18 protein-coding genes are annotated in these 26,519 nt (G+C 72.9%); 10 read left to right on the top strand and 8 right to left on the bottom strand.

Annotated features, from left to right (window positions below; all coding sequences use genetic code 11):
- Nucleotides 1-3: 3 nt before the first annotated feature.
- Together AB0D45_RS01635 and AB0D45_RS01640 are read left to right on the top strand one after the other, a co-directional pair.
- Entirely contained in the window at nt 4-1,776 is a 1,773-nt protein-coding gene (locus AB0D45_RS01635; RefSeq protein WP_362454890.1) for an SDR family oxidoreductase, read from the top strand.
- Between the two features lie 171 nt (nt 1,777-1,947).
- On the top strand, nt 1,948-2,862 hold the full coding sequence (locus tag AB0D45_RS01640) for a MerR family transcriptional regulator (protein WP_362454821.1): 915 nt from the start codon (nt 1,948-1,950) through the stop codon (nt 2,860-2,862).
- A 115-nt stretch (nt 2,863-2,977) separates the two neighbouring features.
- Here the strand turns inward: AB0D45_RS01640 and AB0D45_RS01645 are convergent, their stop codons facing one another.
- Nucleotides 2,978-3,763, bottom strand: coding sequence for an aquaporin (locus AB0D45_RS01645; RefSeq protein WP_362454822.1), 786 nt, complete (start codon nt 3,761-3,763; stop codon nt 2,978-2,980).
- A gap of 133 nt (nt 3,764-3,896) precedes the next feature.
- On the opposite strand from AB0D45_RS01645, the gene AB0D45_RS01650 reads away from it, so the two are divergent.
- The 3 genes from AB0D45_RS01650 to AB0D45_RS01660 all read left to right on the top strand — a co-directional run bounded on the left by AB0D45_RS01650 (nt 3,897) and on the right by AB0D45_RS01660 (nt 9,524).
- Nucleotides 3,897-4,436 (top strand): RNA 2'-phosphotransferase, encoded by a 540-nt coding sequence (locus tag AB0D45_RS01650; protein ID WP_361595572.1) that lies wholly within the window; start codon nt 3,897-3,899, stop codon nt 4,434-4,436.
- 142 nt (nt 4,437-4,578) lie between these two features.
- Nucleotides 4,579-6,483 carry an HSP90 family protein gene (locus AB0D45_RS01655; RefSeq protein ID WP_362454823.1) on the top strand — a complete coding sequence of 635 codons (1,905 nt, stop codon included), beginning with the start codon at nt 4,579-4,581 and terminating at the stop codon, nt 6,481-6,483.
- A complete protein-coding gene (locus tag AB0D45_RS01660; RefSeq protein ID WP_362454824.1) occupies nt 6,480-9,524 on the top strand; it encodes a tetratricopeptide repeat protein in 3,045 nt (1,014 codons plus the stop codon). The genes AB0D45_RS01655 and AB0D45_RS01660 overlap by 4 nt, the downstream gene beginning before the upstream one ends.
- A gap of 95 nt (nt 9,525-9,619) precedes the next feature.
- Here AB0D45_RS01660 and AB0D45_RS01665 read toward each other — a convergent pair whose 3' ends face one another.
- Nucleotides 9,620-10,522: an LLM class flavin-dependent oxidoreductase gene (locus AB0D45_RS01665; protein ID WP_362454825.1), complete on the bottom strand. Its 903-nt coding sequence runs from the start codon at nt 10,520-10,522 to the stop codon at nt 9,620-9,622.
- A 179-nt stretch (nt 10,523-10,701) separates the two neighbouring features.
- On the opposite strand from AB0D45_RS01665, the gene AB0D45_RS01670 reads away from it, so the two are divergent.
- Entirely contained in the window at nt 10,702-11,583 is an 882-nt protein-coding gene (locus tag AB0D45_RS01670) for a Cof-type HAD-IIB family hydrolase (protein ID WP_361595584.1), read from the top strand.
- A gap of 28 nt (nt 11,584-11,611) precedes the next feature.
- On the opposite strand, the gene AB0D45_RS01675 is transcribed toward AB0D45_RS01670, so the two are convergent.
- The 4 genes from AB0D45_RS01675 to AB0D45_RS01690 form a co-directional block, all read right to left on the bottom strand.
- The gene (locus AB0D45_RS01675; protein ID WP_361595587.1) at nt 11,612-13,384 is read right to left on the bottom strand and encodes a GAF domain-containing protein; all 1,773 of its coding nucleotides are present in this window, start codon (nt 13,382-13,384) and stop codon (nt 11,612-11,614) included.
- A gap of 96 nt (nt 13,385-13,480) precedes the next feature.
- Nucleotides 13,481-17,026, bottom strand: coding sequence for a thiol reductant ABC exporter subunit CydD (cydD, locus tag AB0D45_RS01680; protein ID WP_362454826.1), 3,546 nt, complete (start codon nt 17,024-17,026; stop codon nt 13,481-13,483).
- Nucleotides 17,027-17,072: 46 nt separating this feature from the next.
- Nucleotides 17,073-18,074 (bottom strand): cytochrome d ubiquinol oxidase subunit II, encoded by a 1,002-nt coding sequence (gene cydB / locus AB0D45_RS01685; protein ID WP_362454827.1) that lies wholly within the window; start codon nt 18,072-18,074, stop codon nt 17,073-17,075.
- Between the two features lie 18 nt (nt 18,075-18,092).
- Nucleotides 18,093-19,598, bottom strand: a complete 1,506-nt coding sequence (locus AB0D45_RS01690) for a cytochrome ubiquinol oxidase subunit I (protein ID WP_362454828.1) — start codon at nt 19,596-19,598, stop codon at nt 18,093-18,095.
- 202 nt (nt 19,599-19,800) lie between these two features.
- Between AB0D45_RS01690 and AB0D45_RS01695 the strand changes: the two genes are divergently transcribed.
- Nucleotides 19,801-20,169, top strand: a complete 369-nt coding sequence (locus tag AB0D45_RS01695; RefSeq protein WP_361595600.1) for a cyclophilin-like fold protein — start codon at nt 19,801-19,803, stop codon at nt 20,167-20,169.
- Nucleotides 20,170-20,287: 118 nt separating this feature from the next.
- Here the strand turns inward: AB0D45_RS01695 and hisC are convergent, their stop codons facing one another.
- Complete coding sequence (gene hisC, locus AB0D45_RS01700; RefSeq protein ID WP_362454829.1) at nt 20,288-21,367, bottom strand: histidinol-phosphate transaminase; 1,080 nt, start codon at nt 21,365-21,367, stop codon at nt 20,288-20,290.
- A 362-nt stretch (nt 21,368-21,729) separates the two neighbouring features.
- Between hisC and AB0D45_RS01705 the strand changes: the two genes are divergently transcribed.
- The 3 genes from AB0D45_RS01705 (at nt 21,730) to AB0D45_RS01715 (ending at nt 25,281) form a co-directional block, all read left to right on the top strand.
- Nucleotides 21,730-22,845: a LacI family DNA-binding transcriptional regulator gene (locus tag AB0D45_RS01705; RefSeq protein WP_361595606.1), complete on the top strand. Its 1,116-nt coding sequence runs from the start codon at nt 21,730-21,732 to the stop codon at nt 22,843-22,845.
- A 231-nt stretch (nt 22,846-23,076) separates the two neighbouring features.
- Nucleotides 23,077-24,321 carry a metallophosphoesterase gene (locus tag AB0D45_RS01710; RefSeq protein WP_362454830.1) on the top strand — a complete coding sequence of 415 codons (1,245 nt, stop codon included), beginning with the start codon at nt 23,077-23,079 and terminating at the stop codon, nt 24,319-24,321.
- Between the two features lie 150 nt (nt 24,322-24,471).
- Nucleotides 24,472-25,281 carry a hypothetical protein gene (locus AB0D45_RS01715; protein ID WP_362454831.1) on the top strand — a complete coding sequence of 270 codons (810 nt, stop codon included), beginning with the start codon at nt 24,472-24,474 and terminating at the stop codon, nt 25,279-25,281.
- Between the two features lie 69 nt (nt 25,282-25,350).
- Here the strand turns inward: AB0D45_RS01715 and AB0D45_RS01720 are convergent, their stop codons facing one another.
- Nucleotides 25,351-26,412, bottom strand: coding sequence for a hypothetical protein (locus tag AB0D45_RS01720; protein WP_362454832.1), 1,062 nt, complete (start codon nt 26,410-26,412; stop codon nt 25,351-25,353).
- Nucleotides 26,413-26,519: the final 107 nt, after the last annotated feature.

The raw sequence follows: 26,519 nt of genomic DNA on the forward strand, positions 1-26,519 counted from the left end.
GGGATGAGCGGGACGGCACCGGAGGGGGCGCGCGAGCGCCGCGTGCGCACCGGCGGGATCGAGCTGTGCGTCGCCGAGCTGGGGGAGACGGACCGCCCGACCGTCGTGCTGGTGCACGGCTATCCGGACAGCAAGGAGGTCTGGTCGGCGGTCGCCGAGCGGCTGGCGGCCCGCTTCCACGTGGTGCTGTACGACGTACGCGGCCACGGGCGCTCCTCCGCTCCCGTACCGCTGCGCGGGGGCTTCACCCTGGAGAAGCTGACCGACGACTTCCTGGCCGTGGCGGACGCCGTGAGTCCGGACCGTCCGGTGCACCTGGTGGGCCACGACTGGGGTTCCGTCCAGGGCTGGGAGTTCGCGACGGTCGCCCGTACCGAGGGCCGGATCGCCTCCTTCACCTCCATCTCGGGGCCCTCCCTCGATCACTTCGGGCACTGGATCAAGCAGCGGATGGCGCGGCCCACCCCGCGGCGGGCCGCCCAGCTGCTGGGCCAGGGCTCCAAGTCCTGGTACGTCGGCATGCTGCACACGCCGGTGCTGCCGGAGCTCGCCTGGCGGGGGCCGCTCGGCAAGCGCTGGCCCAAGATCCTCGAGCGGTTGGAGGGCATCCCGGCCGGCCCGTACCCGACGGCCTCCCTGTCCTCCGACGCGGCGCACGGCGCCTGGCTCTACCGTGACAACATACGGGCCCGGATGAGGCGTCCCCGCACCGACGCGTACGCGCACGTACCGGTGCAGCTGATCGTGCCGACCCAGGACGCGTTCCTCTCCGAGCGGCTCTACGACGGCCTGGAGCGCTGGGCTCCGGACCTGGTGCGCCGGACCCTGCCCGCGAAGCACTGGATCCCCAGGACCCGGCCGGACCAGGTGGCGGCGTGGATCACCGACTTCGTCACGGCCCGGGAGGAGCCTGCCTCCCGGGCGCCGGAGCAGCGGGCACCGGGCAGGTACGCGGACCGGTTCGGCGGTCAGCTGGTGCTGGTCACCGGCGCCGCCAGCGGGATCGGGCGGGCCACCGCGTTCGCGTTCGCCGAGGCCGGGGCCCGGGTCGTGGCCGTGGACCGGGACGGCGAGGGTGCGGCCCGCACGGCCGAGATGGCACGGCTCGTCGGCGCCCCGCAGGCCTGGGGCGAGTGCGTCGACGTCAGTGACGAGCAGGCGATGGAGAAGCTCGCGGTGAAGGTCGCCGGCGAGTACGGGATCGTCGACGTGCTGGTCAACAACGCGGGGATCGGCCTGTCCGGTCCCTTCCTGGAGACCGGCTCCGAGGACTGGAAGAAGGTCCTGGACGTCAACCTGTGGGGGGTCATCCACGGCTGCCGGATCTTCGGGCGGCAGATGGCGGAGCGCGGGCAGGGCGGCCACATCGTCAACACCGCCTCGGCCGCCGCCTATCTCCCGTCCAGGACGCTGCCCGCGTACAGCACCTCCAAGGCCGCGGTCCTCATGCTGAGCGAGTGCCTGCGCGCGGAGCTCGCCTCCGAGTCGATCGGGGTCTCGGCGATCTGTCCGGGCATCGTGAACACCAACATCACCGCCACCTCCCGGTTCGCCGGGGTGGACCCGGCCGAGGAGAAGCGCCGCCAGGAGCGCTCCTCGCGGCTGTACGGACTGCGCAACTTCCCCCCGGAGAAGGTCGCGGACGCGGTCCTGCTGGCCGTGGTGAAGAACCGGGCCGTGGTGCCGGTGACCCCCGAGTCCAAGGCCGCCCTGTGGATGTCCCGGTTCGCGCCGAACACCCTGCGGCGCCTCGCGAAGCTGGAGCCCCGGCTGTGAGCCCGGCCGGCGGCCCGCCCGGCACGGCCATACCCCCCTCCTCCCCGCGGTCGTACCATCCCTCGCAGGAGGGCTCGCTGCGCAAGGCGGTCGAGTACCCGGCGGCGCCTCCTGCCGCCCGGACCGCGGCGGGCGCGGCCGGCCGGGCCGCCATGTCGTAGGGAGCCGGGATTGTCCGATCAGGCGGTAGCCGAGTACCGGATCGAGGATCTGGCCCACCACAGCGGGGCCACGGTGCGCACGATCCGGGCGTACCAGGACCGCGGCCTGCTGCCGAAGCCGGAGCGCCGGGGCCGGTCCAACGTCTACCGGGACACGCATCTGGCGCGGCTGCGGCAGATCGCCGACCTGCTGGACCGCGGCTACACCCTCGCCTCCATCAAGGAACTGCTGGAGGCCTGGGACGCGGGGCGCGGGCTGGGCGGCGTACTGGGCCTGGTCGCGGAGGTGCACGGGCCCTGGACCGACGAGGAGGCCGACCGGATCAGCCGGGAGGACCTCAACGCCCGGTTCGGCGGCCTGCCCGACGACGACGCGGTGGACGAGGCGTGCGAGCTGGGGGTGCTGGAGCGGATCCCGGGGCGTCCGGACGAGTTCCTCGTGCCCTCGCCGCAGGAGCTGGCGGTCGCGGCCGAGCTGTACGCGGCCGGGGTGCCGCTGGTGGCGATCACCGGGCACCTGCGCGAGCTGCGGGGGCAGGTGGAGCACATCGCCTCGCGCTTCCTGGAGTTCACGACCGAGCACGTCTTCGCCCGCTACCTCGGCCCGGTCCCCCCGACTGACGCGGACGCGGCCGAGGCGGCGACGATGGTGCGCCGGCTGCGGCCCCTGGCCCAGCAGACGGTGGACGCCGAGCTGGCGCGGGCGATGCGGCTGTTCGCGACCCGGCACCTCCAGCGGCACCTGGGTGCCGGCGGCGGGGCGCAGCCGGCGGGGTCGGCCCCGGTGGCCCTGCCGGCCGGGACGGTACGGGCGGTGCAGGAACTGGTGGGGCCGGAGCACGTGGCGGAGTTCGTCCGGGCCGCGACGGAGCGGGAGCTCCAGGCCCGGACGATGAACGAGCTGGCGAGCAGGGGCGGCCGGTAATGCTCGATCGGTAGTCCACAGGGGGTCCCCGGGGCGAATCGCTCAGATGACGCCGAAACCCGCCGAAAGGGTTGTGGACAACTGCCGTCCGCCTGTGGGCAACACGTGCGGGGTCTCAGACGATGACCTCGAACCCGCCAGGCGTACGGGTCATATCAGCCACCTCGGTGTCCGGCTTCCCGTCCCCCGGAAGGGACAGCGACTCCCCGTGGCCGTGGCGCTCGCGGCCGTAGAGGAGCGTGGCCAGGGCGAGTCCGAGGACGCCGCCGAGGAGCTGCGCCGCGACGAATCCGGGCAGCGACTGCGGTGCGATACCGGTGAAGGAATCGCTGAAGGCGCGTCCGACGGTGCCGGCGGGATTGGCGAAGGACCCGGAGGAGGTGAACCAGATGGCGGCGGCGATGTACGCGGCGACCGCGGCCGGGATCAGCCTCGGCCGGCCGATGCGGCCGAGCCCGTGGATGACCAGGACCAGACCGGCGGTGGCGATGATCTCGCCGATCAGCAGGTGGCCCCCGTCGCGGACCTGGGTGGAGAAGGTTCCCGGGGTGCGCCCGAACATCGTCTCCGCCAGGACGGCGCCGCCGATGGCACCGGTGGTCTGGGCGGCGGCGTAGGCGAAGGCCTCCCGTGCGTCGAGGCCCTCGCCTCCGGTACGCCGCGCCCACCAGGCGGTGAGGGTGACGACCGGGTTGAGGTGGGCGCCCGAAAGGGGGCCGAACAGGGTGATGATCAGGCCGAGGCCGATCGCGGAGGCGAACGAGTTGGCGACGAGGGCGACACCGGTGTCGCGGCTGAGGTTCGCGGCCTGGATGCCCGAGCCGATCACCACCACGAGCAGGCCTGCGGTGCCGATGAGCTCGGCCGCCGCACGCCGAAGCAGTGAGGCCTTATGTGTCATGGTTTCTCCCGCGGGATAAGTCACGTAGCGGAAAATGTATTCCGTATCTTGGAAAGATGATAGAGGCGGTCCAGCCCTGTCCCGGCACGGAAAATCACTGCCCGCGGGCCGTCCGAGCGGCCAAGCTGGGGACATGGATGACCGACGCACCGTGAAGGTGTCCAAGTACGTCTCGAAACACCTGCGGCATCAGCCGGAACGGATCGGACTGGTGCTCGACCCCCGGGGCTGGGTGGAGATCGACGATCTCCTGAGGGCCGCCGCGGAACACGGGTTCCCCTTCAGCAGGGCCGAACTCGACCACGTGGTCGCCGCCAACGACAAGCAGCGCTTCGCCGTCGACGGCACCCGGATCCGGGCCAGCCAGGGACACACCGTCGCGGTCGACCTGGGCCTGCCGGAGGCCGAACCGCCCGCGTACCTCTACCACGGCACCGTCGCCGCCGCCCTGGACGCGATCCGCGCCGAGGGGCTGCGCCCGATGGCCCGCCACCACGTGCACCTGTCGCCCGACCGCGAGACGGCGACCCGCGTCGGCGCGCGCAGAGGGCGCCCGGTGGTCCTGGCCGTGGACGCCGGGGCGATGCGGGCCGCCGGGCACGTGTTCCGGGTCAGCGCCAACGGGGTGTGGCTGGCGGACTCCGTACCGCCGGAATTCCTCCGCTTCCGTTAGCGCGCGGGCGCCTGCCGGGCGAGGCGGAATTCACGGCGTGATTGTCGGATCGTCCACCTACTCTGTTCCTCGTTCCGGGATCAGTGAGGGGGGTACCTCGCGATCGCCGACCGACCCACGCGAGCAAGCGAGCTGATGCCTGATGACATCCGTGTCCCCGTCCCCGTCCGACCTCCCCGCCGGATCGCCGGCCGGCGGCGCCGTCAACAACTTCCAGGTCGACCTGCGCGGCCTGGTCGACCTGCTCTCCCACCACCTCTACTCCAGCCCCCGCGTCTACGTCCGCGAACTCCTCCAGAACGCCGTGGACGCCGTGACCGCCCGTCACGCGCACGAGCCGGGCGCGGAAGTCCGCATCCGGCTGTCCGCCTCCGCCGGGCGGGTCACCATCGAGGACTCGGGCATCGGGCTGACCGCCGCCGAGGCCCACTCCCTCCTCGCCACCATCGGCCGCAGCTCCAAGCGTGCCGGTGACGGCGAGCTGCAGGGCCTGGAGACCGCCCGCGGCCAGTTCCTGGGCCAGTTCGGCATCGGACTGCTCGCCTGCTTCGTCGTCGCGCGGCAGATCCGGGTCGTCACCCGCTCCGCCCGCGACCCCCAGGCCGCGCCCGTGGAGTGGCTGGCCGCCGACGACGGCTCGTACACCGTCCGGGAACTTCCCCACGACGCCCGCCCCGAGCCCGGCACCACCGTCCACCTCGAGGCCCGCCCCGGTGCCGAGGAATGGACGGAGCCCGCACGGGTCGAGCGGCTCGCCCGCGACTACGGCTCCCTGCTGCCCCACCCGGTCACCTTCGACGAGGGCCCGGGCAGCACTCCGCGACCCGTCACCGACCGGCCCGCCGTATGGGACCGCGCGTTCCCCACCCCGGCCGCCCGGCGCGTCGCGCTCGCCGGGCACTGCGCGCAGCTCTTCGGTTTCACCCCGCTCGACAGCATCGACCTCGACCTGCCGGTGGCCGGCGTGCGCGGAGTCGCGTACGTCCTGCCCGAACCGACCAGCCCCGCCCACCGGGCCGGACACCGCGTCCACCTCAAGGGCATGCTGCTGACCGACCAGGCCGACAACCTGCTGCCCGACTGGGCCTTCTTCGTCCGCGCCGTCCTCGACACCGACACCCTGCGGCCCACGGCCTCCCGCGAGAACCTCTACGACGACGAGACCCTGGCCGCCGTACGCGAAGCCCTCGGCGCCCGCATCCGGGCCTGGCTCGCCGAACTCGCCGCGAGCGAACCCGACCGGCTGGCGGCCTTCCTGAGCGTCCACCACCTCGGTGTGAAGTCCCTCGCCCGGCACGACGCCGAACTGCTCGGCCTGATGCTGCCGTGGCTGCCGTTCGAGACCAGCGACGGATCGATGAGCCTGGAGGAGTTCACGGCCGCCCACGCCGAGATCCACTTCACGCGCACCGTCGAGGAGTTCCGCCAGATCGCGCCGATCGCGGCGGCCCACGGGCTCGGCATCGTCAACGCCGGCTACACCTACGACGCCGACCTGCTGGCGCTGCTGCCTTCCGTCCGCCCCGACCTGAAGGTCACCGAGCTGGACGCCGGGGCCGTCACCGACCGCCTCGACCCGGTCCCCACCTCCGTCGAGCTGTCCCTCGCCGCCTTCCTGTCCACCGCCCGTACCCGCCTGGAACCGCAGAGCTGCGACGTGGTGCTGCGCGCCTTCCAGCCCGTCGCCGTGCCCGCGCTCTACCTCGACGACCGCCAGGCCCGCCAGGAGCGGGACCGGACCACTGCACTCGAGTCGGCCGACTCCCTGTGGAGCGGGATCCTCGGCTCGCTGCGCGGCTCCGGCCCGCGTGCCCGCCTCGTCCTGAACCACAACAACCCCCTGATCCGTCGGATCGCGGGCCTGCCCGACCCGACGCTCGCGGGCACCGCCGTCGAATCGCTCTACGGCCAGGCGTTGCTGATGTCCCAGCGACCGCTGCGCCCGGCCGATTCCGCCCTGCTCAACCGGGCCTTCCTCGGGCTCCTGGAATGGGCGACCCATTCCGTCGACACCACGACCGCCCAGTCCCAGGAGGACGAGAAGTGAGCACCCTGACGGCCGAGGAGATCCGGCGCGCCCTGCACGAGAACCACGGCCTGCCGCACGGCGCCGCGCGCAACGCCCAGGCGGAGGCGCTGACCGCCGCCGCCGAGGTCTGCGGTGACAGCGAGGTGTTCCGGCTCGCGCTGGTCAACCAGATCGACGCCTACGAGTACAGCGCCGAGCGCAGCCGCATGGTGGTCCCCTTCGCCCGCCTGCTCCAGGAGTACGACCGCGACCCCGCGGCCTTCGACGCGGGCGACGCGCACTCCCTCTTCTGGCGCTTCAAGTGGGTCTCGGGCCAGATCATCAGCTCCCCCGACGTGCCCGTCTCCTCCGTCACCGGCTACCTGGAGGACATGGAGAAGCGCTACCGGATCGCCGGGTACAGCGAGCGGGCGGTACGCCAGTCCGAGTACTTCCTCGCCGACGCCATCGGGGACGACGAGCGCGCCGAGCGCGCCATGGCCCAGTGGCGTGCGGCCGAGCGGGACGCGATGAGCGACTGCCACGCCTGCGAGACCAACTCGCAGGGCGTGTTCTGGGCGACCAAGGGCGAGCACGCCAAGGCGATCGAGGTCTGGGAGCCCGTGCTCAACGGCGAGCAGACGTGCATGGAGGAGCCGCACCGGGTGCTCGCCCGCTCGCTGGTCCCCCTGCTGCGCCTCGGCCGCACCGACGAGGCCCGCTCGCACCACCTGCGCGGCTACCGGATGGCGCGGGGCAAGGAGAGCCTGCTGCGCTCGATCGGCCAGCACATCGAGTTCTGCGCCCTCACCGGCAACGAGGCGCGCGGTGTGGAGATCCTCGCCGAACACGGTGCGCACCTGCGGCCGCTCGTGGACGTCAAGACGCAGATGGACTTCTACGCCGGGGTCGCCGTCCTGCTGCGGCGGCTGGTGGAACTCGGCCACGGCGCCGATCCGACGGTGCCCTACGAGGGCTCACCCCAGACCGTCGAGGAGCTGTACGGCGTCCTGCGCGGGGAGGCCGTGGCCATCGCACGGCGGTTCGACGTCCGCAACGGCACCACCCGTGTCTCGGAGCGGCTCCTGGAACGGCTCGCCCAGGCCCCGCTGGCCGACGTGCTGCCCTTGGGGGTACGCAGTGCCGCCCTCCCGCAGCCGGCCCCGGCAGCGCCGGCACCGGTCCCCGCTCCCGCGCCGGCGACCGCCGCCGGGTTCGCCGAGCTCGTCACGCGGGCCCGGACCGCCCGCGACACCGGCCACCCGGACACCGACCGGCTGTGGGAGGAGGTGGCCGTACGGGCCTCCGCGCTGCCGGAGCCGGAGCTGGACCCGCTGCTGCGCGCCGAGCTGGCCGATCACCGGGCGCTGACGGCCGCTCGGGCCGGAGCCCCCGGGGCGGCGGAACTGCTGGCGGCCGTACGCGACGGCTACCGCGCGCTGGGGCAGGCCGAACGCGCCGCCCTCGCCGAGCTGCGGCTGGCGAGCGCGGCCGCGCAGGCCGGGGCGGCGCCCGGCGAGGTCCGCAGGCTCCTGGCGGCGGGGCTGCACGCCGCGGAGGCACTGGACGCGGGGGAACCCCTGCGGGCCCGCCGGATCGCGGTCGCGGAGCTGTCCGCGCTGCGCATGGAGCCGTACCTGCGCTCGGCGGAGGCCGCGCACGAGCACGACCACGGGCACGGGGAGGGCCACGGGCACGGGGAGGGCCACGGGCACGCGGAGGGCCACGGGGGCGGGGAGGGCCACGACCACGGCCACCAGCTGCTGGCGGCCGAGCTCGCCTCCTTCGTGTCCGCCTACGGGGCGGCCCTCCCGGATCTGGCCGCCGAGGCCGAGGAGATGCTGGGCCGGCTGACGCTCTCGCGGGGTGACACCGACCGCGCCCTGGAGCTGCTGGCCGCCTCCGCGGCCCGGTCGGTCGAGGTGGGCCGGCCCTGGCAGGCGGCGGACCTGCTCGCCCTGCGGGCCGGGGTGCTGCTGTCGCTGGGGCGGCCCGAGGAGGCGGAGGAGGCTGCGCGGTCCGCCCTGGAGCACTCCGCCGAGGTGACCGACCCCGAACAGCAGGGCCTCGTACGCCTCACGCTCGCGGACGTCCTGCTGCGGCGGCGGGACGCGCAGGCGGAGGCCGCCGAGCACGCCCTCACGGCGGCGCACTGGTTCGACCAGGCGGGACTGGCCGCCGACGGGGGGGCCCAGGCCCGGTGGATGCTGGCCCAGGCCTACGCCCGGAGCGGCCGGACCGCCGACGCGGCGGAGGTGCTCCAGTCCGCGCTGCCCGACCTGCTGGAACACGGCGACGGACAGGCGGTCTCGGCGCGGGAGTTCCTGGGCAACCTGCTCCGCGACCTGCGCGAGTCGCGGGCCGCGTCGGAGCAGTTCCTGCTGGCCGCGGAACTGGTCGAGGACTGGGAGGACCCGCGGCCCCAGGCGGGCTTCGCGCAGGCCGCCGCCGACTGCCTCTCCGACGCCGGCCTGGCCGAGGAGGCGATCGCCGCGTACCGGCGCGCTCTGGAGCTGCGCCGCCTGACCGGGGACGCGGTGGTCTCCGAGGTCCGGATCCTGCGCTCGCTGGCCTGGCTGGGGCTGCGCGAGGAGGTCACGGAGGCGACCGCGGCAGCCGCTCGGGCCCTGATGGAGGAGGCCGCCGGAGTCCTGGAGGCGGCCCTGGCGGCCGGTGACCCCGAGGACCCGGAGCTGCTCGCCGAACTGGCTCAGACCTGGCACCAGCTGGCACAGGTACTGGACCGGCTCGTGGGCTCCCTGGCGCCGGAGGACGCCGAGGACTCCCCGTCCGGGGACGCTCTGAGCCCCGCCGCCGTCGAGGCACTGCGGCTGGAGGAGATCCAGTGGTGGGAGCGGGCGGCCGAGCTGTACGCGCGGCTCGGGGCGGAGTACCTCCAGGACCGCTTCCAGTGCCTGAACAACGCCGCCTGGACCGACCACGAGCTGGGCCGGCCGGCCGAGGGCGCGGCCAGGATCTCGGCCCTGGTGGAGGAGGTCGAGTCGCTGCCCGAGGGGACGGCCCCGGAGTGGCTGCTCCCGCAGGCACGCCGGATCATCACGACTCTGCTGGCCGCCTGACCGCCCGGCCGACCGGGGCCCCGCCGTGTGGCGGCGGCTCCGGCCGGTTCCGGTGGGCCGCCGGCTCGGCTGGCCCACCGGTTCCGGTGGGGCGGTTATTCGCCCAGCTGGGAGAGCGCCTCGGTGGCGATCCGCTCGAAGACGGCCTCGTCGGCGGCGAAGTCGGAGTCCGGGATCGGCGCGTGGATCACCAGCTCGGTGAAGCCCAGCTCGCGGTGGCGACCCGCGAAGTCGACGAACGCGTCCACGGACGCCAGCATGGTGCTGCGCTCCGGGGTGAAGCCCGTCAGCAGCACCTTCTCGATGGAGTCGGAGTCCCGGCCGATCTCCGCCAGGGCCTTCTCCAGCCGCCCGTACTGGGTGCGGAGGGCCTCCAGCGACTGGTCGGGCGTGCCCTGGAAGACCTTCGGGTCCCCGGCGGTCACCCAGGCCTGGCCGTGGCTCGCCGCAAGCTTCACTCCCCGCGGGCCGGTCGCCGCGACGGCGAACGGCAGGCGCGGGCGCTGGGTGCACCCGGGGATGCTGCGGGCGTCCTGGGCGGAGTAGAAGGTGCCGTGGTGGGTGAGCGCCTTCTCGGTCAGCAGCCGGTCCAGCAGCGGTACGAACTCGGCGAACCGGTCCGCCCGCTCGCGCGGGCTCCACTCCTCCTGGCCCAGCGCGGTCGCGTCGAAGCCATTGCCACCCGCGCCGATGCCGAGGGTGATGCGGCCGCCCGAGATGTCGTCCAGCGACATCAGGTCCTTGGCCAGGGTCACCGGGTGGCGGAAGTTCGGCGACGTGACCAGGGTGCCCAGGCGGACCCGCTCGGTGACGGCGGCAGCGGCGGTCAGGGTCGGGACCGCGCCGAACCAGGGACCGTCGCGGAAGGTCCGCCAGGTCAGGTGGTCATAGGTGTAGGCGGTGTGGAAACCGAGGCGCTCGGCCCGCTCCCACTGGTCGCGTCCTCCCTCGTGCCACGGGCGTACCGGCAGGATCACAGTGCTCAGGCGCAGAGTCATGCCCTTGAGCGTACGGCGGTCCGTGTCCTGTACACCAACGACACCTCGCCCCTCCGGGCCCGGCCGGCGCCGCCCGCGACACGGGACGCGTGTTTCACGTGAAACATGCCCGCCGGGCCGGGGCCGGACGGTTTCACGTGAAACATCTCTGCGCGATCATGGTCCGGCGGCAGGGGCCCATGGGTGAAGATGGAGCGGTGACCTCGGCTCCTCAGCGCCCGGACGGGCCAACCCCCGCACCCCGGCTCATCGCCACCGACCTCGACGGCACCCTGCTGCGCGACGACAAGTCCGTCTCGCTCCGCACGGTCGCCGCGCTCGCCGCCGCCGAGGAGGCCGGGATCGAGGTCTTCTTCGTCACCGGCCGCCCCGCCCGCTGGATGGACGTGGTCAGCGATCACGTGCACGGCCACGGGCTGGCGATCTGCGCGAACGGCGCCGCCGTCGTCGACCTCCACGCCGGCCGGGAATTCGTGCAGGTCAGGGCGCTGCCCCGGGCCACCGCGCTCACGGTTGTGGACACCCTGCGGAAGGCCGCCCCCGGCACCTCCTTCGCGGTCGAGATGACCACCGGCATCAACTACGAACCGGCCTACCCGCCGTTCTTCCAGGACCCGGGTGCCACGGTCGCCACCGCCGAGAAGCTCCTCCACGAGGAGTCCGAAGACCGGGCGGCGCCGGTCCTGAAGCTGCTCGCCCACCACGCAGAAATGGCCCCGGACGAGTTCCTCGCCCTGGCGCGGTCCGCTGCGGGCGCCTACGCCTCGATCACCCGCTCCAGCCCGACCGCTCTCCTGGAGATCAGCGGACTCGGGGTGTCCAAGGCCAGCACCCTGGAACTGTGCTGCGCCGAACGCGGTATCTCCGCCGCCGAGGTCGTCGCCTTCGGAGACATGCCGAACGACGTGGAAATGCTCCGCTGGGCCGGAACCTCGTACGCGATGGGCAACGCCCACCCGGATGTGATCGCGGCCGCGTCGGGCCGCACGGTCGCCAACAACGAGGACGGGGTCGCCGTCGTCATCGAACGGATGCTGGCCGAGCGCGCCACGCGCGGCTAGCGCCTCGCCACCCACCGGCGGGGGCGCCTCACAGCGGGGCCTCCCACACCAGGGTGGTCCCGGCGTCGTCCTCCCCGAGGCCGGGTCCGTACCAGCTGGAGCCGCCGAGCGACTCCGCCCTGCGGCGCAGGTTCCGCAGCCCGCTGCGCCGGCCGCCCTCCGGCATGCCCACGCCGTCGTCGGCGACCTCCAGCCGTACGCCGGGCCGGCCGTCGGGCAGGCTGGCGGTGGCGTCGACCAGGACTTCGATCCGGGACGCGTCCGCGTGCCGGAACGCGTTCGACAGCGCCTCGCGCAGGGCGGCGATCAGGTTCTTGCCGACCAGTTCGCCGACGACCGTGTCGAGGGGGCCGACGAAGCGGTGCGCGGGCTTGAAGCCCAGGGGCACGGCCGCCATGTTGATCTCCCGCAGGACACGGGTGCGCAGCCCCGACGGAGCTTCCGCCGGCCCCTGCTGGAGCGCGAAGATCGCGGTGCGGATCTCCTGGATCGTCACGTCGAGCTCGTCCACGGCCTTGCCCACGCCGTCGCGGACCTCCGGGACGACGGACCGGCGCTGCGCGCCCTCCAGCATCATCCCGGTGGCGAAGAGCCGCTGGATGACGAGGTCGTGCAGGTCCCGGGCGATCCGGTCGCGGTCCTCGAACACCGCGAGCCGCTCCCGGTCGCGCTGGGCCTCGGCCATCATCAGGGCGAGGGCTGCCTGAGAGGCGAACTGCGTGGCGAGCGTCCGCTCCGACTCGGTGAAGGGCCTGGCGCCCCGGGCCCGCGGGGTGACGAGCGCGCCCAGGACCCGCCCGCCGCTGTGCAGCGGCAGCATCATGCAGGGCCCGTACGGTCTGGTCAGCCTGCTGATCATGCGGGGGTCGGCGGCGGCGTCCTCCACGAAGACCGGCTCGCCCCGCAGGAGCTTGTCCACCACCGGGCTCTCGGCGGGGACGACCAGGCCGAGCGAGGTGGCCGGGTTGTCCGCGGAGACGGCGACGATCTCCATGCCGCCTTCCTGCGCCGGCAGCATCACGATCCCGGCGGCGGAGTCGGCCAGGCGCCTGGCCTGTTCGGCCACCACCGCGAGGGCGTCGTCCGCGTCCCCGCCGGACAGCAGGGCGGTGGTGACGGCCACCGAGCCGTCGATCCAGCGCTCGCGCTGGGTGGCGGCCTCGTACAGCCGGGCGTTGCCGATGGCGATGCCCGCCTCCGTGGCCAGCACCCGGACCATGTGGACGTCGTAGTCGTTGAACTCGCCGCCGCCGTGCTTCTCGGCGAGGTAGAGATTCCCGAAGATCTCCCCCTGCACCCGGATCGGCACGCCGAGGAAGCTCTTCATGGGCGGGTGGTGGGCGGGGAAGCCCGCCGACCGGGGATCCTTCGCCAGGTCCGCGAGCCGGACCGTGTCCGGATGGGAGATGAGCGCCCCGAGCAGGCCCCGCTTCCCGTCGGGGCGGTGCCCGATCGTGCTCGCCAGCTCGCTGTTGACGCCGAAGGTGACGAAGTCCGAGAGGCCCGGACCGTCCGTGTCCACGACCCCGATCGCCGCGTAGCGGGCGTCCGCGAGCTCGGCGGCCGTCTCGCAGATGCGGTCAAGCGTGGAGTGCAGTTCGAGGCCGGTACCGACCGAGCGCATGGCCTCCAGCAGCTGGGGGACGCGCGCGGTCAGCTCGGTGGACAGCCCTTGCAGGCTCCGGGTGGCCTGAGTGGCGGCCTCCAGCGGATCCGGAGCCGGTGCCTTCCCACGGGATTCCAGCGGATCCGGTGCGTCCCCAGGGGACTCCGGCGGCTCCTGCGACTCCTCCAGCGACATGCCCTTGAGCCTAGTTAGTCCCCTTTGGCGGGGAAAGTCAGCGCGCGTTCCGGAGAGCTCGGGGGCTCCGGAGGGAGCGGGGTTCCCCAGGGCAGGTCAGCCCGCCGCACCGGCCAGCGCCCCGTCGGCCTCCCGTTCCCGCTCCAGAAGGCTGCGCAGCGGCCCCTCCACCTCCGCCAGCTCCGCGTAGGCACCCCGCTGGACGACCGCTCCCCGGTCCAGTACGAGCACCTCGTCCACTGCCGCCAGGCCCGCGAGCCGGTGCGTGATCAGCACGGTGGTCCGGCCCTCGGTGGCCGCCAGCAGGTCGGCCGTCAGGGCGTCCGCGGTCGCCAGGTCCAGGTGCTCGGCCGGCTCGTCCAGGACGAGGACGGGGAAGTCCGCGAGCAGCGCCCGGGCCAGTGCCAGCCGCTGGCGCTGCCCGCCGGAGATCCGCTCCCCGTGCTCCCCGACCAGGGTGTCCAGCCCGTCCGGGAGCCCGTCGGCCCACCCCAGCAGCCGGGCGGCGGCGAGCGCCTCGCGCAGCTGCTCCTCGCTCGCCCCCGTGCGGGCCAGCCGCAGGTTCTCGCGCACCGAGCTGTCGAAGAGGTGCGCGTCCTGGGCGCACAGGCCCACGACCCGGCGCACGTCGTCGCCGTCGAGGGCGCGCACGTCCGTCCCACCGAGGGTGTACGAGCCTTCGCGCGGGTCCAGGAAGCGCAGCAGGACCTGCGCCAGGGTGGTCTTGCCCGAACCCGACGGCCCGACGACCGCGATCCGCCGTCCGGCCTCCAGCGTCAGGTCCAGCCCGTGCAGCGCGTCCCGTTCCTGCCCGCCGTGGCGGGCGGCGAGTCCGGTCAGCCGCAGGGGGAAGGGCGAGGCCGGCAGCGCACGGGGGTCGGCCGGCTCGGCGACGGGCACCGGAGCGTCGACGACCTCGTACACCCGCTCGGCGCTGCGGCGCACGCGCTGCCGGTACTGGACGGCCAGCGGCAGCCCGCTGACGGCCTCGAAGGCGGCGAGCGGGGTCAGCACCACCACCGCCATGGCCACCCCGGACAGCCGGCCCTCCGCGACGGCCCCCGCGCCGGCGAGCGCGGCGCACACCACCGTGAGCCCGCACACCAGGGCGGACAGCCCCCCGCCGAGCCCGGTGGCCGCGGCCCCGCGCGAGGCGATCCGGGTCAGCACCCCGTCGCTCTCCCGCGCCCGCTCCTTGCGGCCGGCCAGGGCTCCGGCCACCGTCAGTTCGGCGGTACCGGTCAGCAGGTCGGCCACGCGGGTGGCGAGTTCGCCGCGGGCGGGCGCCAGCCGCCGCTCCGCACGCCGCGCGCAGGCCCCGCTGAGCAGCGGCACCCCCACCCCGGCGGCGAGCAGCCCCACCGCGAGCGCCGCCCCCGCCCCGGGCAGCAGCCAGGCGGTGAAGGCCACCGATCCGGTGCCGACGAGCACCGCGGTACCCACCGGGAGCAGCCACCGCAGCCAGTAGTCCTGAAGTGCGTCGGCGTCCGCCACCAGCCGGGTCAGCAGGTCCCCGCGCCGCTGTTCGCGCAGTCCGGCGGGGGCGATCCGCTCCAGCCGCCGGTACACCGCCACCCGCAGCCCGGCGAGCATCCGCAGGACGGCGTCGTGCGACACGAGCCGCTCGGCGTAGCGGAACACGGCCCGCCCGATGCCGAAGGCCCGCGTCGCCGTGACGGCCACCATCAGGTAGAGGACCGGCGGCTGCTGCGAGGCCCGGGAGATCAGCCACCCGGACACGGCCATCAGCCCGACGCTGCTCCCGACGGCCAGCGCCCCGAGCAGCAGCCCGAGCCGGAACCGGCCCTGCCAGGGCGCGGCCACGGCCCGCACCCGCCGCAGCGGGTCCCCGGCCGATCCGGAGCCGTCGGCGCCCGCGCCGCCCGGGCCGCCGTCGGCCCGCTCCGCCGCGCCCCCGAGGATCCACTCCCCGGGGTCGGACGCCACCGCCGCACCGCCGGGGGCCGTCCCCGCACCGGCGTCCCGGGACGCACGGGCCGCAGCGCCCTCGCCCAGCGCCACCACCCGGTCGGCGACCGCCAGCAGCGCCGGCCGGTGCACCACCAGCAGCACGGTCCGCCCGACCGCGAGGCGGCGTACGGCCTCCACGACCGCGGCCTCGGTCTCCCCGTCCAGGGCGGCCGTCGGCTCGTCCAGCAGCAGTACCGGCCGGTCCGCGAGGAACGCCCGGGCCAGCGCCAGCCGCTGGCGCTGACCGGCGGACAGCCCGGCCCCGCCCTCGCCGAGCTCGGTCCGCGCGCCGTGCGGCAGGGCGGAGACGAACTCCCAGGCACCGGCGTCGCGCAGGGCCGCCTCGACCGCGTCGTCATCGGCCCCGGGCCGGGCGAGGCGGACGTTCTCGGCGATGGTCCCCGCGAACAGGTGCGGCCGCTGGGGCACCCACGCGATCCGCTCCCGCCACTGTTCGAGGCAGAGCGCGGTCAGGTCCGTGTCCCCGATCCGCACCCGTCCGGAGGTGGGGGCCACGAAGCCCAGCAGCACGTTCAGCAGGGTGGACTTGCCGGCCCCGCTCGGCCCGGTGAGGGCCACGCACTCGCCGGGCTCCACCACGAGCGACACGGGTGCGGGCGAACTCGCGCCGCGGCCCTCGTACCGGACCTCCACCCCGTCGAGCGCGATCCGCAGCCCGGTGGCCGGCACTGCGGCACCGCCGCCGGAGGCGGGGGCCGGGGTTTCCAGGACCTCGAAGATCTCCTCGGCGGCGGCCAGCCCCTCGGCGGCCGCGTGGTACTGCGCCCCCGCCTGCCGCAGCGGCAGATAGGCCTCCGGCGCGAGGATGAGGATGACCAGGCCGGTGTACAGGTCCAGCTCCCCGTGCACGAGCCGCATGCCGACGGTCACGGCGACGAGCGCCACCGAGAGCGTGGCGAGCAGCTCCAGCGCGAACGAGGAGAGGAAGGCGATGCGCAGGGTACGCATCGTGGCCTGGCGGTAGTCGTCGGTGATCTTGCGGATCGACTCGGCCTGCGCCTTGGCCCGCCCGAAGACCTTCAGCGTCGGAAGCCCCGCCACCACGTCGAGGAAGTGGCCCGACAGCCGGGACAGCAGCCGCCACTGGCGGTCCATCCGGGTCTGGGTGGCCATGCCGATGAGGATCATGAAGAGCGGGATGAGCGGCAGGGTGACCAGGATGATGGCCGCCGACACCCAGTCCTCGGTGACGATCCGGGCGAGGACCGCCGCCGGGACCACCACCGCGAGCCCCAGCTGGGGCAGGTAGCGGGAGAAGTAGTCGTCGAGCGCGTCCACACCCCGTGTGGCCAGGGACACCAGCGATCCGGTCCGCTGTCCGCTGAGCCATCCGGGCCCCAGGGCGGCGGCCCGGTCCAGCAGCCTGCCCCGCAGTTCTGACTTGACCGCCGCGCTCGCCCGGTGCGCGGCCAGCTCCGTGAGCCAGGCGACCAGCCCGCGCCCCAGCGCCACTGCCGCGAGCAGCAGCAGTGGCGTCCGGAGCGCGGTGCCGTCGAGTCCCTGCTCGAAGGTCCCGACCACGATCTCGGCGATGAGCACCGCCTGGCCGATGACCAGCCCCGCTCCGGCGAGCCCGAGGGCCACCACCGCCCCCAGGAAGAGGCGGGTGGAACGGGCGTACCGCAGCAGGCGCGGGTCGATCGGTTTCACGTGAAACATCCCCTCGGCAGGGTCGGGCAGGAGTGACGCGCGCGGCTCAGTGCGCGTCGACGATGTGCTGGGTACCGATCCGCTTGCGGAACACCCAGTACGTCCAGCCCTGGTAGAGCATGACCAGGGGAGTGGCCACGGCGGCGCACCAGGTCATGATCTTCAGGGTGTACGGGGTGGACGAGGCGTTGGTGACCGTGAGGCTCCAGGCCTCGTCCAGTGAGGACGGCATGACGTTCGGGAACAGCGTCAGGAAGAGCATCGCGACGGCCGCCGCGATGGTGAGCCCCGACAGGGCGAACGCCCAGCCCTCACGGCCCGCCAGGTTGCACCCGAGGGCCGCGACCAGCGCCAGGACCGCGACGGCCATGGCGATCAGGCTCCAGCCGTCACCGCGCGAGACCTGGGTCCAGATCAGGAAGACGAGGGCCAGGACCGCCGTCACCGCACCCAGCCGGGTCGCCAGCACGCGGGCACGGTCCCGGATGTCCCCGACGGTCTTGAGCGAGGCGAAGACCGCGCCGTGGAAGGTGAACAGCGTGAGGGTGACGAGGCCGCCGAGGACCGAGTAGACGTTGAGCAGGTCGAGGACGCTGCCGACGTACTCCATGTTCCGGTCGATCTTCACGCCGTGCGCGATGTTGGCGAAGGCCACGCCCCACAGGAAGGCCGGGATCAGCGAGGTCCAGAAGATCGCGTGTTCCCAGTTGGTCTGCCACCGCTCCTCGGACCGCTTGTGGCGGTACTCGAAGGCGACGCCCCGGACGATGAGGCAGCCCAGGATGAGCAGCAGCGGCAGGTAGAAGCCGGAGAACAGGGTCGCGTACCACTCCGGGAAGGCGGCGAAGGTGGCACCGCCCGCCGTGAGCAGCCAGACCTCGTTGCCGTCCCAGACGGGCCCGATCGTGTTGATCAGGACCCGCTTCTCCGTGCGGTCGCGGGCGAGCAGCTTGGTCAGGACACCGATGCCGAAGTCGAAGCCCTCCAGGAAGAAGTATCCGGTCCACAGGACCGCGATCAGTACGAACCAGACGTCGTGAAGTTCCATGGTGTGGTCTCCCCAGCCTCAGTACGAGAAGGCCATCGGCCGGTCGGCGTTCTTGTCGTCCCCGCCGACCCTGGTGGGCGGGTTCAGGTCGGCCTCGGTGAGCTCGGGCGGGCCGGCCTTGACGTACTTCACCAGGAGCCGGACCTCGATCACCGCGAGCACGGCGTAGAGCAGCGTGAAGCCGGTCATCGAGGTGATCACCTCACCCTGCGAGACGTTCGGCGAGACCGCGTCCCTGGTGCGCAGCACGCCGTAGACCACCCAGGGCTGGCGGCCCATCTCGGTGAAGATCCAGCCCCAGGAGTTGGCGATCAGCGGAAACAGCATGGTCCACAGCGCGACGATCCAGTACAGACGGCCGAACCGGGGGCTGAGCGCCTTCTTGAAGAGGACGAGATGGGGGACCTCGTCCTCACCGGTGCGCAGTCCCGGCGGAAGCAGGAACCGCTTGCGCGTCAGCCACAGCCCCAGGACCCCGATCCCGAGGGAGGCCATGCCGAAGCCGATCATCCAGCGGAAGCCCCAGTAGGCGACCGGGATGTTGGGGCGGTAGTCGCCGGGGCCGAACTTCTCCTGCTCGGCCTTGTTGACGTCGTTGATGCCGGGGACGAAGGAGGTGAAGTCGTCGTTGGCGAGGAAGGACAGCAGGCCCGGAACCTCGACGGCGACCTTGTTGTGGCCCTTCTCCACGTCCCCGTAGGCGAAGACGGAGAAGGGGGCCGGCGCCTCGCCGTCCCACAGGGCCTCGGCGGCGGCCATCTTCATCGGCTGCTGCTTGTACATCACCTTGCCGAGCAGGTCGCCGCTGATCGCGGTGCCCATACCGGCGATGATCATGACGACCAGGCCGAGCCTGAGCGAGCTGCGCATCACCGGGACGTGCTTGGTGCGCGCTAGCTGGAAGGCGGCGATGCCGACCATGAACGCGCCGCCGACGAGGAACGCGGCCGTGATGGTGTGGAAGAACTGGGTGAGCGCCGTGTCCTGGATGAGGACCCGCCAGAAGTCGGTGAGCTCGGCCCGGCCCCGCTCCTCGTTGATGCGGTACCCGACCGGGTGCTGCATCCAGGAGTTGGCCGCCAGGATGAAGTAGGCGGACAGGACGGTGCCGAGGGAGACCATCCAGATGCAGGCCAGGTGGATCTTCTTCGGCAGCTTGTCCCAGCCGAAGATCCACAGACCGATGAAGGTCGACTCGAAGAAGAAGGCGATCAGGGCCTCGAACGCCAGCGGGGCGCCGAAGACGTCGCCCACGAACCGCGAGTAGTCGGACCAGTTCATGCCGAACTGGAACTCCTGGACGATGCCGGTGACGACACCCATCGCGATATTGATCAAGAAAAGCTTGCCCCAGAACTTCGTGGCCCTGAGGTACTTCTCCTTTTCGGTCCTGACCCACGCGGTCTGCAGGCCGGCGGTCAGCGCGGCGAGCGAGATCGTGAGCGGCACGAAGAGGAAGTGGTAGACGGTGGTGATGCCGAACTGCCAGCGCGCCAATGTCTCAGGCGCCAAAGCTAGGTCCACGTCGTCTTCTCCTTGTCGTCGCCGTGGTCACAGCGGGCAGTCTGCCTGGCGGGTTCCCTCTCATACAGGGAGGAAGCAGGACACGCTTGTGAACGCGTTCACATTCACAAGCATTATGTCCTACCACCCACGGCCCCCTTCAAGGGGGGTCCCCCTTTATCGGCCCCTAGCCAAGAAATTCAACAGATTGTTGAATACGGCCATGCAGATACGAATCTCCTGGCCTGCGGGCCTGCTCACCGCGACCCTCGACGAGACCCCGACCAGCAAGGCGCTGGCCGCGGCCCTCCCGATCTCCGCCTCCGCGAACACCTGGGGCGAGGAGGTCTACTTCGACACCGGCGTCTCCGTCGCCCTGGAGGCCGACGCCCGGCAGGTCGTCGAGCCCGGCACGGTCGCCTTCTGGACCGAGGGCGACGCACTCGCGCTGCCCTACGGGCCCACGCCCATCTCGCGCGGAGGCGAGAGCCGCCTGGCGAGCCCCTGCAACGTGCTCGGCTCGTTCGACGGCGACCCCCGCCTCCTGGCCACCGTCCGCGACGGCGACCCCATCCGCGTGGAACTGGTCTGACGGCCCCGGCACCCCGCACCGCCGCCGGACGGCCACAGCCCCCGACCCCGGCAGACCCGACCCCGGCAGCCCCTACCCCGGCAGCTTGACCAGGGCAGCCCTGACCACCGCTCCCCGACTACAGCTCCTTGAAGAACGCCTCCGCCGCATGCAGGAAGAGGTCGTTCGCCTCGGTCTCACCGATCGTGACCCGCAGGCCCTCGCCCGCGAAGGGCCGGACCACCACACCGGCCTTCTCGCAGGCCTCGGCGAAGTCGAGGGTCCGCTCCCCCAGCCGCATCCACACGAAGTTGGCCTGGGTGTCCGGAACCGTCCAGCCCTGCGCCAGCAGCGTCTCGTGGACCCGCTTGCGCTCGCACACCAGGGCCCCGACCCGGCCCAGCAGCTCGTCCTCGGCCCGCAGCGAGGCCACCGCCGCGTCCTGCGCGAGCTGGCTCACACCGAAGGGCACCGCCGTCTTGCGCAGCGCCGCGGCCACCGGCTCGTGCGCCACCGCGAAGCCGACGCGCAGGCCGGCCAGCCCGTACGCCTTGGAGAACGTACGCAGCACGGCCACGTTCGGGCGGTCGCGGTAGAGCTCGAGGCCGTCCGGCACGTCGGTGTCGCGCACGAACTCGCGGTACGCCTCGTCCAGCACCACCAGCACGTCCGAGGGCACCCGGTCCAGGAAGCGCTCCAGCTCCGCGCGGCGCACGGCGGTGCCGGTGGGGTTGTTGGGGTTGCAGACGAAGATCAGGCGGGTGCGGTCGGTGATCGCTGCCGCCATCGCGTCCAGGTCGTGCACGTCCCCGTCCGTCAGCGGCACCTGCACCGACGTCGCACCGGAGATCTGCGTGATGATCGGGTACGCCTCGAAGGACCGCCATGCGTAGATCACCTCGTCACCCGGGCCGGCCGTCGACTGGATCAGCGACTGGGCCACGCCCACCGAGCCGGTGCCCGTGGCGATGTGCTCGACCGGCACCCCGAAACGATCCGCCAGCTCGTTCACGAGCCCGGTGCAGGCCATGTCGGGGTAGCGGTTGAAACGTCCGGCGGCCGCCACCGCGGTCTCCAGTACCCCCGGCAGCGGCGGGTACGGGTTCTCGTTCGAGGACAACTTGAAAGCGACGGCCCCGCCCGCGGCGGCGGGCTTGCCGGGCTTGTAGGTGGGGATGCCGTCCAGCTCGGCGCGCAGCTTCGGGCTCTTCTCGCTCACCGCAGGTCCTCCTCGACCGTCCGGTCGACGTCTGGGTCGACTCAATACTGCTCACCTTATGAGGATTCCGCCGATACGAGAATGGTGGGCGCCAGGAACACAGGGGGAGCGCACGCATATATGCGCGCGCCGGTGGCCTGCGCCGTGGCGCGCGTCCCTCGTGCAGGTGAGTTGCGACCCGTCCGCGACGGCGCCGTTTTGGCATGTTCGTAGCGGCCGACAAGCCCGACTCTCAGCCCCGAGCCCCAAACGGCTTCGTTTCCAAGGTCATTGGGGGTGGCGAACCATGCAGAATCGTGCCTGTCAACGCGTGCATATGCACCCGAACCACCCTGCCCTCCGAGCCCTACTATCGGCTCGCCATGACAGCAGCAGGGGAGCACCAGGTGAGCCGGACCGAGACCACCCGGCGGGCCGGCGGGCGACAGGGCCGGGCCGGCATCAGGGACGTGGCCGCCGCGGCGGGCGTGTCCATCACAACCGTCTCCGACGCGCTCAATGGCAAGGGGCGGCTGCCGGACGCCACCCGCCGCCACGTCCGCGAGGTCGCCGACCGGCTGGGGTACCGCCCCTCCGCCGCGGCCCGCACCCTCCGTACCGGCAAGTCGGGTCTGATCGGCCTGACCGTGACCACGTACGGGGATGAACCTTTCACCTTCACCGAATTCGCGTACTTCGCCGAGATGGCCCGGGCCGCCACCTCCGCCGCGCTCGCCCGCGGCTACGCCCTCGTCATCCTGCCCGCCACCTCACGACACGACGTCTGGTCCAACGTGGCCCTCGACGGCACCGTCGTCATCGACCCCTCCGACCACGACCCGGTCGTCAGCGAACTGGTCCGCCAGGGCCTGCCCGTGGTCTCCGACGGCCGGCCGGCGGGCACCCTGCCCGTCACCGCCTGGGTGGACAACGACCACGAGGCCGCCGTACTGGGCCTCCTCGACCACCTCGCCGCCGCCGGCGCCCGCCGCATCGGGCTGCTGACCGGCACCACCACCGACACCTACACCCGGCTCTCCACGACCGCCTACCTCAACTGGTGCGAGCGCGTCGGCCAGGACCCCGTCTACGAGTCCTACCCCGCCCACGACCCGTGCGCGGGCGCCGTCGCCGCCGACCGGCTCCTCGCCCGCCCGGACCGGCCGGACGCGGTCTACGGGCTCTTCGACCCCAACGGCACCGACCTCCTCGCCGCCGCCCGGCGCTACGGGCTGCGGGTCCCCGAGGACCTGCTCCTCGTCTGCTGCAGCGAGTCCACCGTCTACGCCAACACCGAGCCGCCCATCACCACTCTGTCCCTCAAGCCCCGGCGGATCGGAACGGCCGTCGTACAGCTGCTGATCGACGCGATCGAGGGAGTGGACACCGGGCGCCCCGTCGAACAGGTCGTGCCCACCGAGCTGATCATCCGTACCTCCTCGCAGCGCAGGACGCCCCGCACGACGGTCAGTCCGCCCCGTTCCCCGTCCCAGGACTGACCGCGGGCCCGACGTACCGGAGCGGCCGACGGCCCCTCCGAGGATTTCGACAACACCGAAAACGGGAGAAAAGGGCAGGAAGGAGAGGTTCCGGCCGGGATTCACCACCCCTGGTGCGTCACAGAGCGCGAGTCGCATTCCTATGATGGGCGCACGACATCACGGACCCCCTCCCCCGGAGGTGAGGAGGGTCCGCAGGTGTACGGCAGTGCGACGGTGGTGGAGGGGTCGATGACTCAGGGGGCCGGTCAGGGACCCGCGATGCGGACGGACACGCTGCGGGACTTCCGGGTGCCGGTCACCGAACCCGCGCCGTATCCCGTTCCCGCCGTGCTGCCCGGCGAGCCTCCGGTGTACGGCGAGTACCCCGCGTACTACGAGGACGGCGCGCCCGTGCCCCCGCGGCCCGGCTACGCCCCGGAGCACGCCGACCACCCCACCGCCGCTCCCCCCGGCACGGGGAGCGTCCCGCAGCAGCGCGCCGCGGGCGAGGGCGCGTACGACGGTGACGGCGGGTACGACGGCGGCGACGACCCGGACGGCTACACCCCCACCCAGCGCGACCTGCCCGTCATCGGCCGCGGCGCGGCGGGCGGGCCGGGCGACACCGTGCAGGTCCACTACGTCCCCCCGGAGACTTCCGGCTCGGGCCCCGGCCCCCTCTACGTCGTGGGCGACGTACACGGCTACCTGGACGAGCTCATCAGGGAACTCCAGGCCCAGCAGCTCATCGACGCCGAATGCCGCTGGTCCGCCGGTAACGCCCGGCTCTGGTTCCTCGGCGACTTCACCGACCGCGGCCCCGACGGCATCGGCGTCATCGACCTCGTCATGCGGCTCTCCGCCGAGGCCGCCGCCGCCGGCGGCTACTGCAAGGCCCTGATGGGCAACCACGAGCTGCTCCTGATCGGCGCCAAGCGCTTCGGCGACACCCCGGTCTCCTCCGGCGCCGGCACCGCCACCTTCCAGGCCGCCTGGCTGCTCAACGGCGGCCAGCGCACCGACATGGAGCGCCTGGAGGACGTGCACCTCCAGTGGATGTCCCGCCTCGACGCGGCCGCGCTCGAGGACGGGCACCTGCTGCTGCACTCCGACACGACGGCGTACCTCGACTACGGCAACTCGATCGAGGACGTCAACGACACCATCCACGAGCTGCTCAACCGCAACGACGCCGACATCACCTGGGACCTCTTCCGCAAGTTCACCAAGCGGTTCGCCTTCCGCGACGAGGAGACCGGCCCCCAGGCCGTACGGGAACTCCTGTCCACGTACGGCGGCGGCCGCGTCGTCCACGGCCACAGCCCCATCCCGTACCTGCTCGGCGAGGTCGGCACCGAGGACGGCGAGGACTCCCACGGACCGGAAACCGTGGACGGGCCGCACGTGTACGCCGACGGGCTGGCCATCGCGATGGACGGCGGGGTGACGATGGCGGGCAAGCTGCTCGTCGTTCAACTACCTCTGCGCGACTGAGCGTTCGCGGAGCGGGGTATTTCAGCAAAGCCCCTGTCACGGCGTGGTGGGGGCGCTCTACCATCGCCCTGTCCGTAGCAGGCTCTCCTCCGTCCTGTGCCGGGGCCCCGGATCCACGCGGGCATACCGGTACGTACGGAGCATCGGGGGATGCACATGACCAGCGCTCCGCACCTGCTCACCGAAGACCGCCCCGAATTCGACCGGCTCCTCGACGAGACGCTGCGCACGGCGGACGAACGGCCCGAACTCGCCGCCATCGGCGAACGGCTGAACGCCGAACAGCTGCGCACCATGGCCCTGGCCGCCATCACCCTGCTGACCGCCGCCGCGGCGGCCGAGTACGACCACTACGTGTCGCTACGGGAGGAACTGCGCGACGGGGCCCTCTCGGCCCCCGGGACGGCCGCCGAGGACGGCGCCGACGAGCAGGGCGGCGGTGCCGGGGTGAGCGCCGTCGTCGGCGTCCTCGCACCGGTCCTCGCCGGTACCGCCATGCTGATCTTCCTGTTGGTGGGCTACGGCCTCAAGCTGATCGAGCCGACGCCCGCCTTCGCCGAGACGATGCTGACGGCGGGCTGGCTGTTCGGCGGGCTCACCGTGGCCGGCCTGCTCTTCGCGGTGATCGCGCTGCTGGTCACGGCCCTGCGCAACAGCTCCACGGAGGTCGCCGCCGAGGAGGGCGTGCCGATCCCCGACGAGCTCTCCCGCGCCCGGGAGGCCTGGCGGAACGCGCTGCTCGAGCGGGGCATCGTGCCGTTCCTGCGCGACGCCCTGGCCGACCCGACGGCCGGATCGGGCTATCCGGTGCCGCGTACGCCGGGGGCGGGGCGGATCCCCTCCCTGGGCTACGGCCGGCCCGGCTTCACCAGCCCGGGCACGCCCGGCCAGGGCCCCGGCTCCGCCTCCCCGGACTTCACGAGCCCGGACGTGGGCGGCCCGGACCGCCCGCCGGACTGACGTCCGGAGGCGGCCCGGGCCGCGGGGGTACTGCGTGTGGGTCCTACGTCGGATCAGGTACGCCGGGTACTAGCGCGTCCGGGCCGCGTGGGACTTCGCGATCTTGTTGACCGGGTGGTTCGGCTTGGTCTTCAGGAACGGCTTGTCGCCGAACTTCCGCTGGAGGAGCGCCGGCGGGAAGCCGGAGACCTGCGTCCAGCCGGCGTCACAGGTGAGGCTGCGCTCGCCCATGGTGTTGACCCGGCGGCAGGTGATCTCCCAGAGCTCGTTGTCCGTGGTCAGCACCTGGACGGAGACGTCGTTCGCCTGGGACGCGACGGAGATGGCACAGGCGTTGGCGGGGAAGTCATCCCGGGCGCCCACGTTGACCCAGAAGAAGGCGCTGTTGTCGGGGCTGATCCGGCGGATGCCCGCGTACGCGGTCCCGTTGGTCAGGACCGCCTTGACCTCTTCGGAGTTGTTCGGGTTGTACGCGTCGACGTCCTGGCACGGACCGGCGGGACCGGTCGCGCCGGTGGCACCCGTCGCACCGGCCGGGCCGGTCGCGCCGGTCGCACCGCCGCCGCCGGGGCCCGTGGCACCGGTCGCACCGGTCGCGCCCGTCGCACCCGTCGCACCGGCCGGGCCGGTCGCGCCCGTCGCACCGCCGCCGGGGCCGGTGGCGCCCGTCGCACCCGTCGCTCCGGGGACGCCCTGCTCGCCCTGCTCACCGCGCGGGCCGGTCGGACCCGTCGGTCCGGTCGGGCCGGTCGGGCCCGTGGCACCGGTGGCGCCCGACGGGCACCGGTCGTGGTCGCCGTGGTCGCCGCGCGGGCCGTCGTCGTCGCCCCCGCCCAGGTACTGGTCCAGCAGTTCCTGGGTCAGCGGCTTGCCGGCGTTACGGTTCTGCTGCGGGTGGTCGTGCGGCGGCCGGTCGTGCGGCGGGCGGTCCTCGTCACACTCGTCCCCTCCGCCCGCGAGCCCGACGGCGCTCAGGGGGGCGGCGGCGGTGATCGCCTGGGCCGTTGCGAGGGCGGGGCTGGCCAGGCCGACCATGACCAGGGAGAGCGAGGCCAGGGCGCCCCCGACCTGCCAGGCCCGGCTACGAGGAACGGGACCCAGGGAGGAACGGGTCCTGTGCTCACGACTCATCAAAGCGCTCCTTCGGAACGTACGGCCGCGCCGAAACGGGTGACACCCCGGTCGCGGGTTCGAGCTTCCTCCGGGAAAAACGGACGAAGTACCCCGCACCTTGAGCG

The organism is Streptomyces sp. NPDC048352 (assembly GCF_040651895.1).
GTDB lineage: Bacteria > Actinomycetota > Actinomycetes > Streptomycetales > Streptomycetaceae > Streptomyces.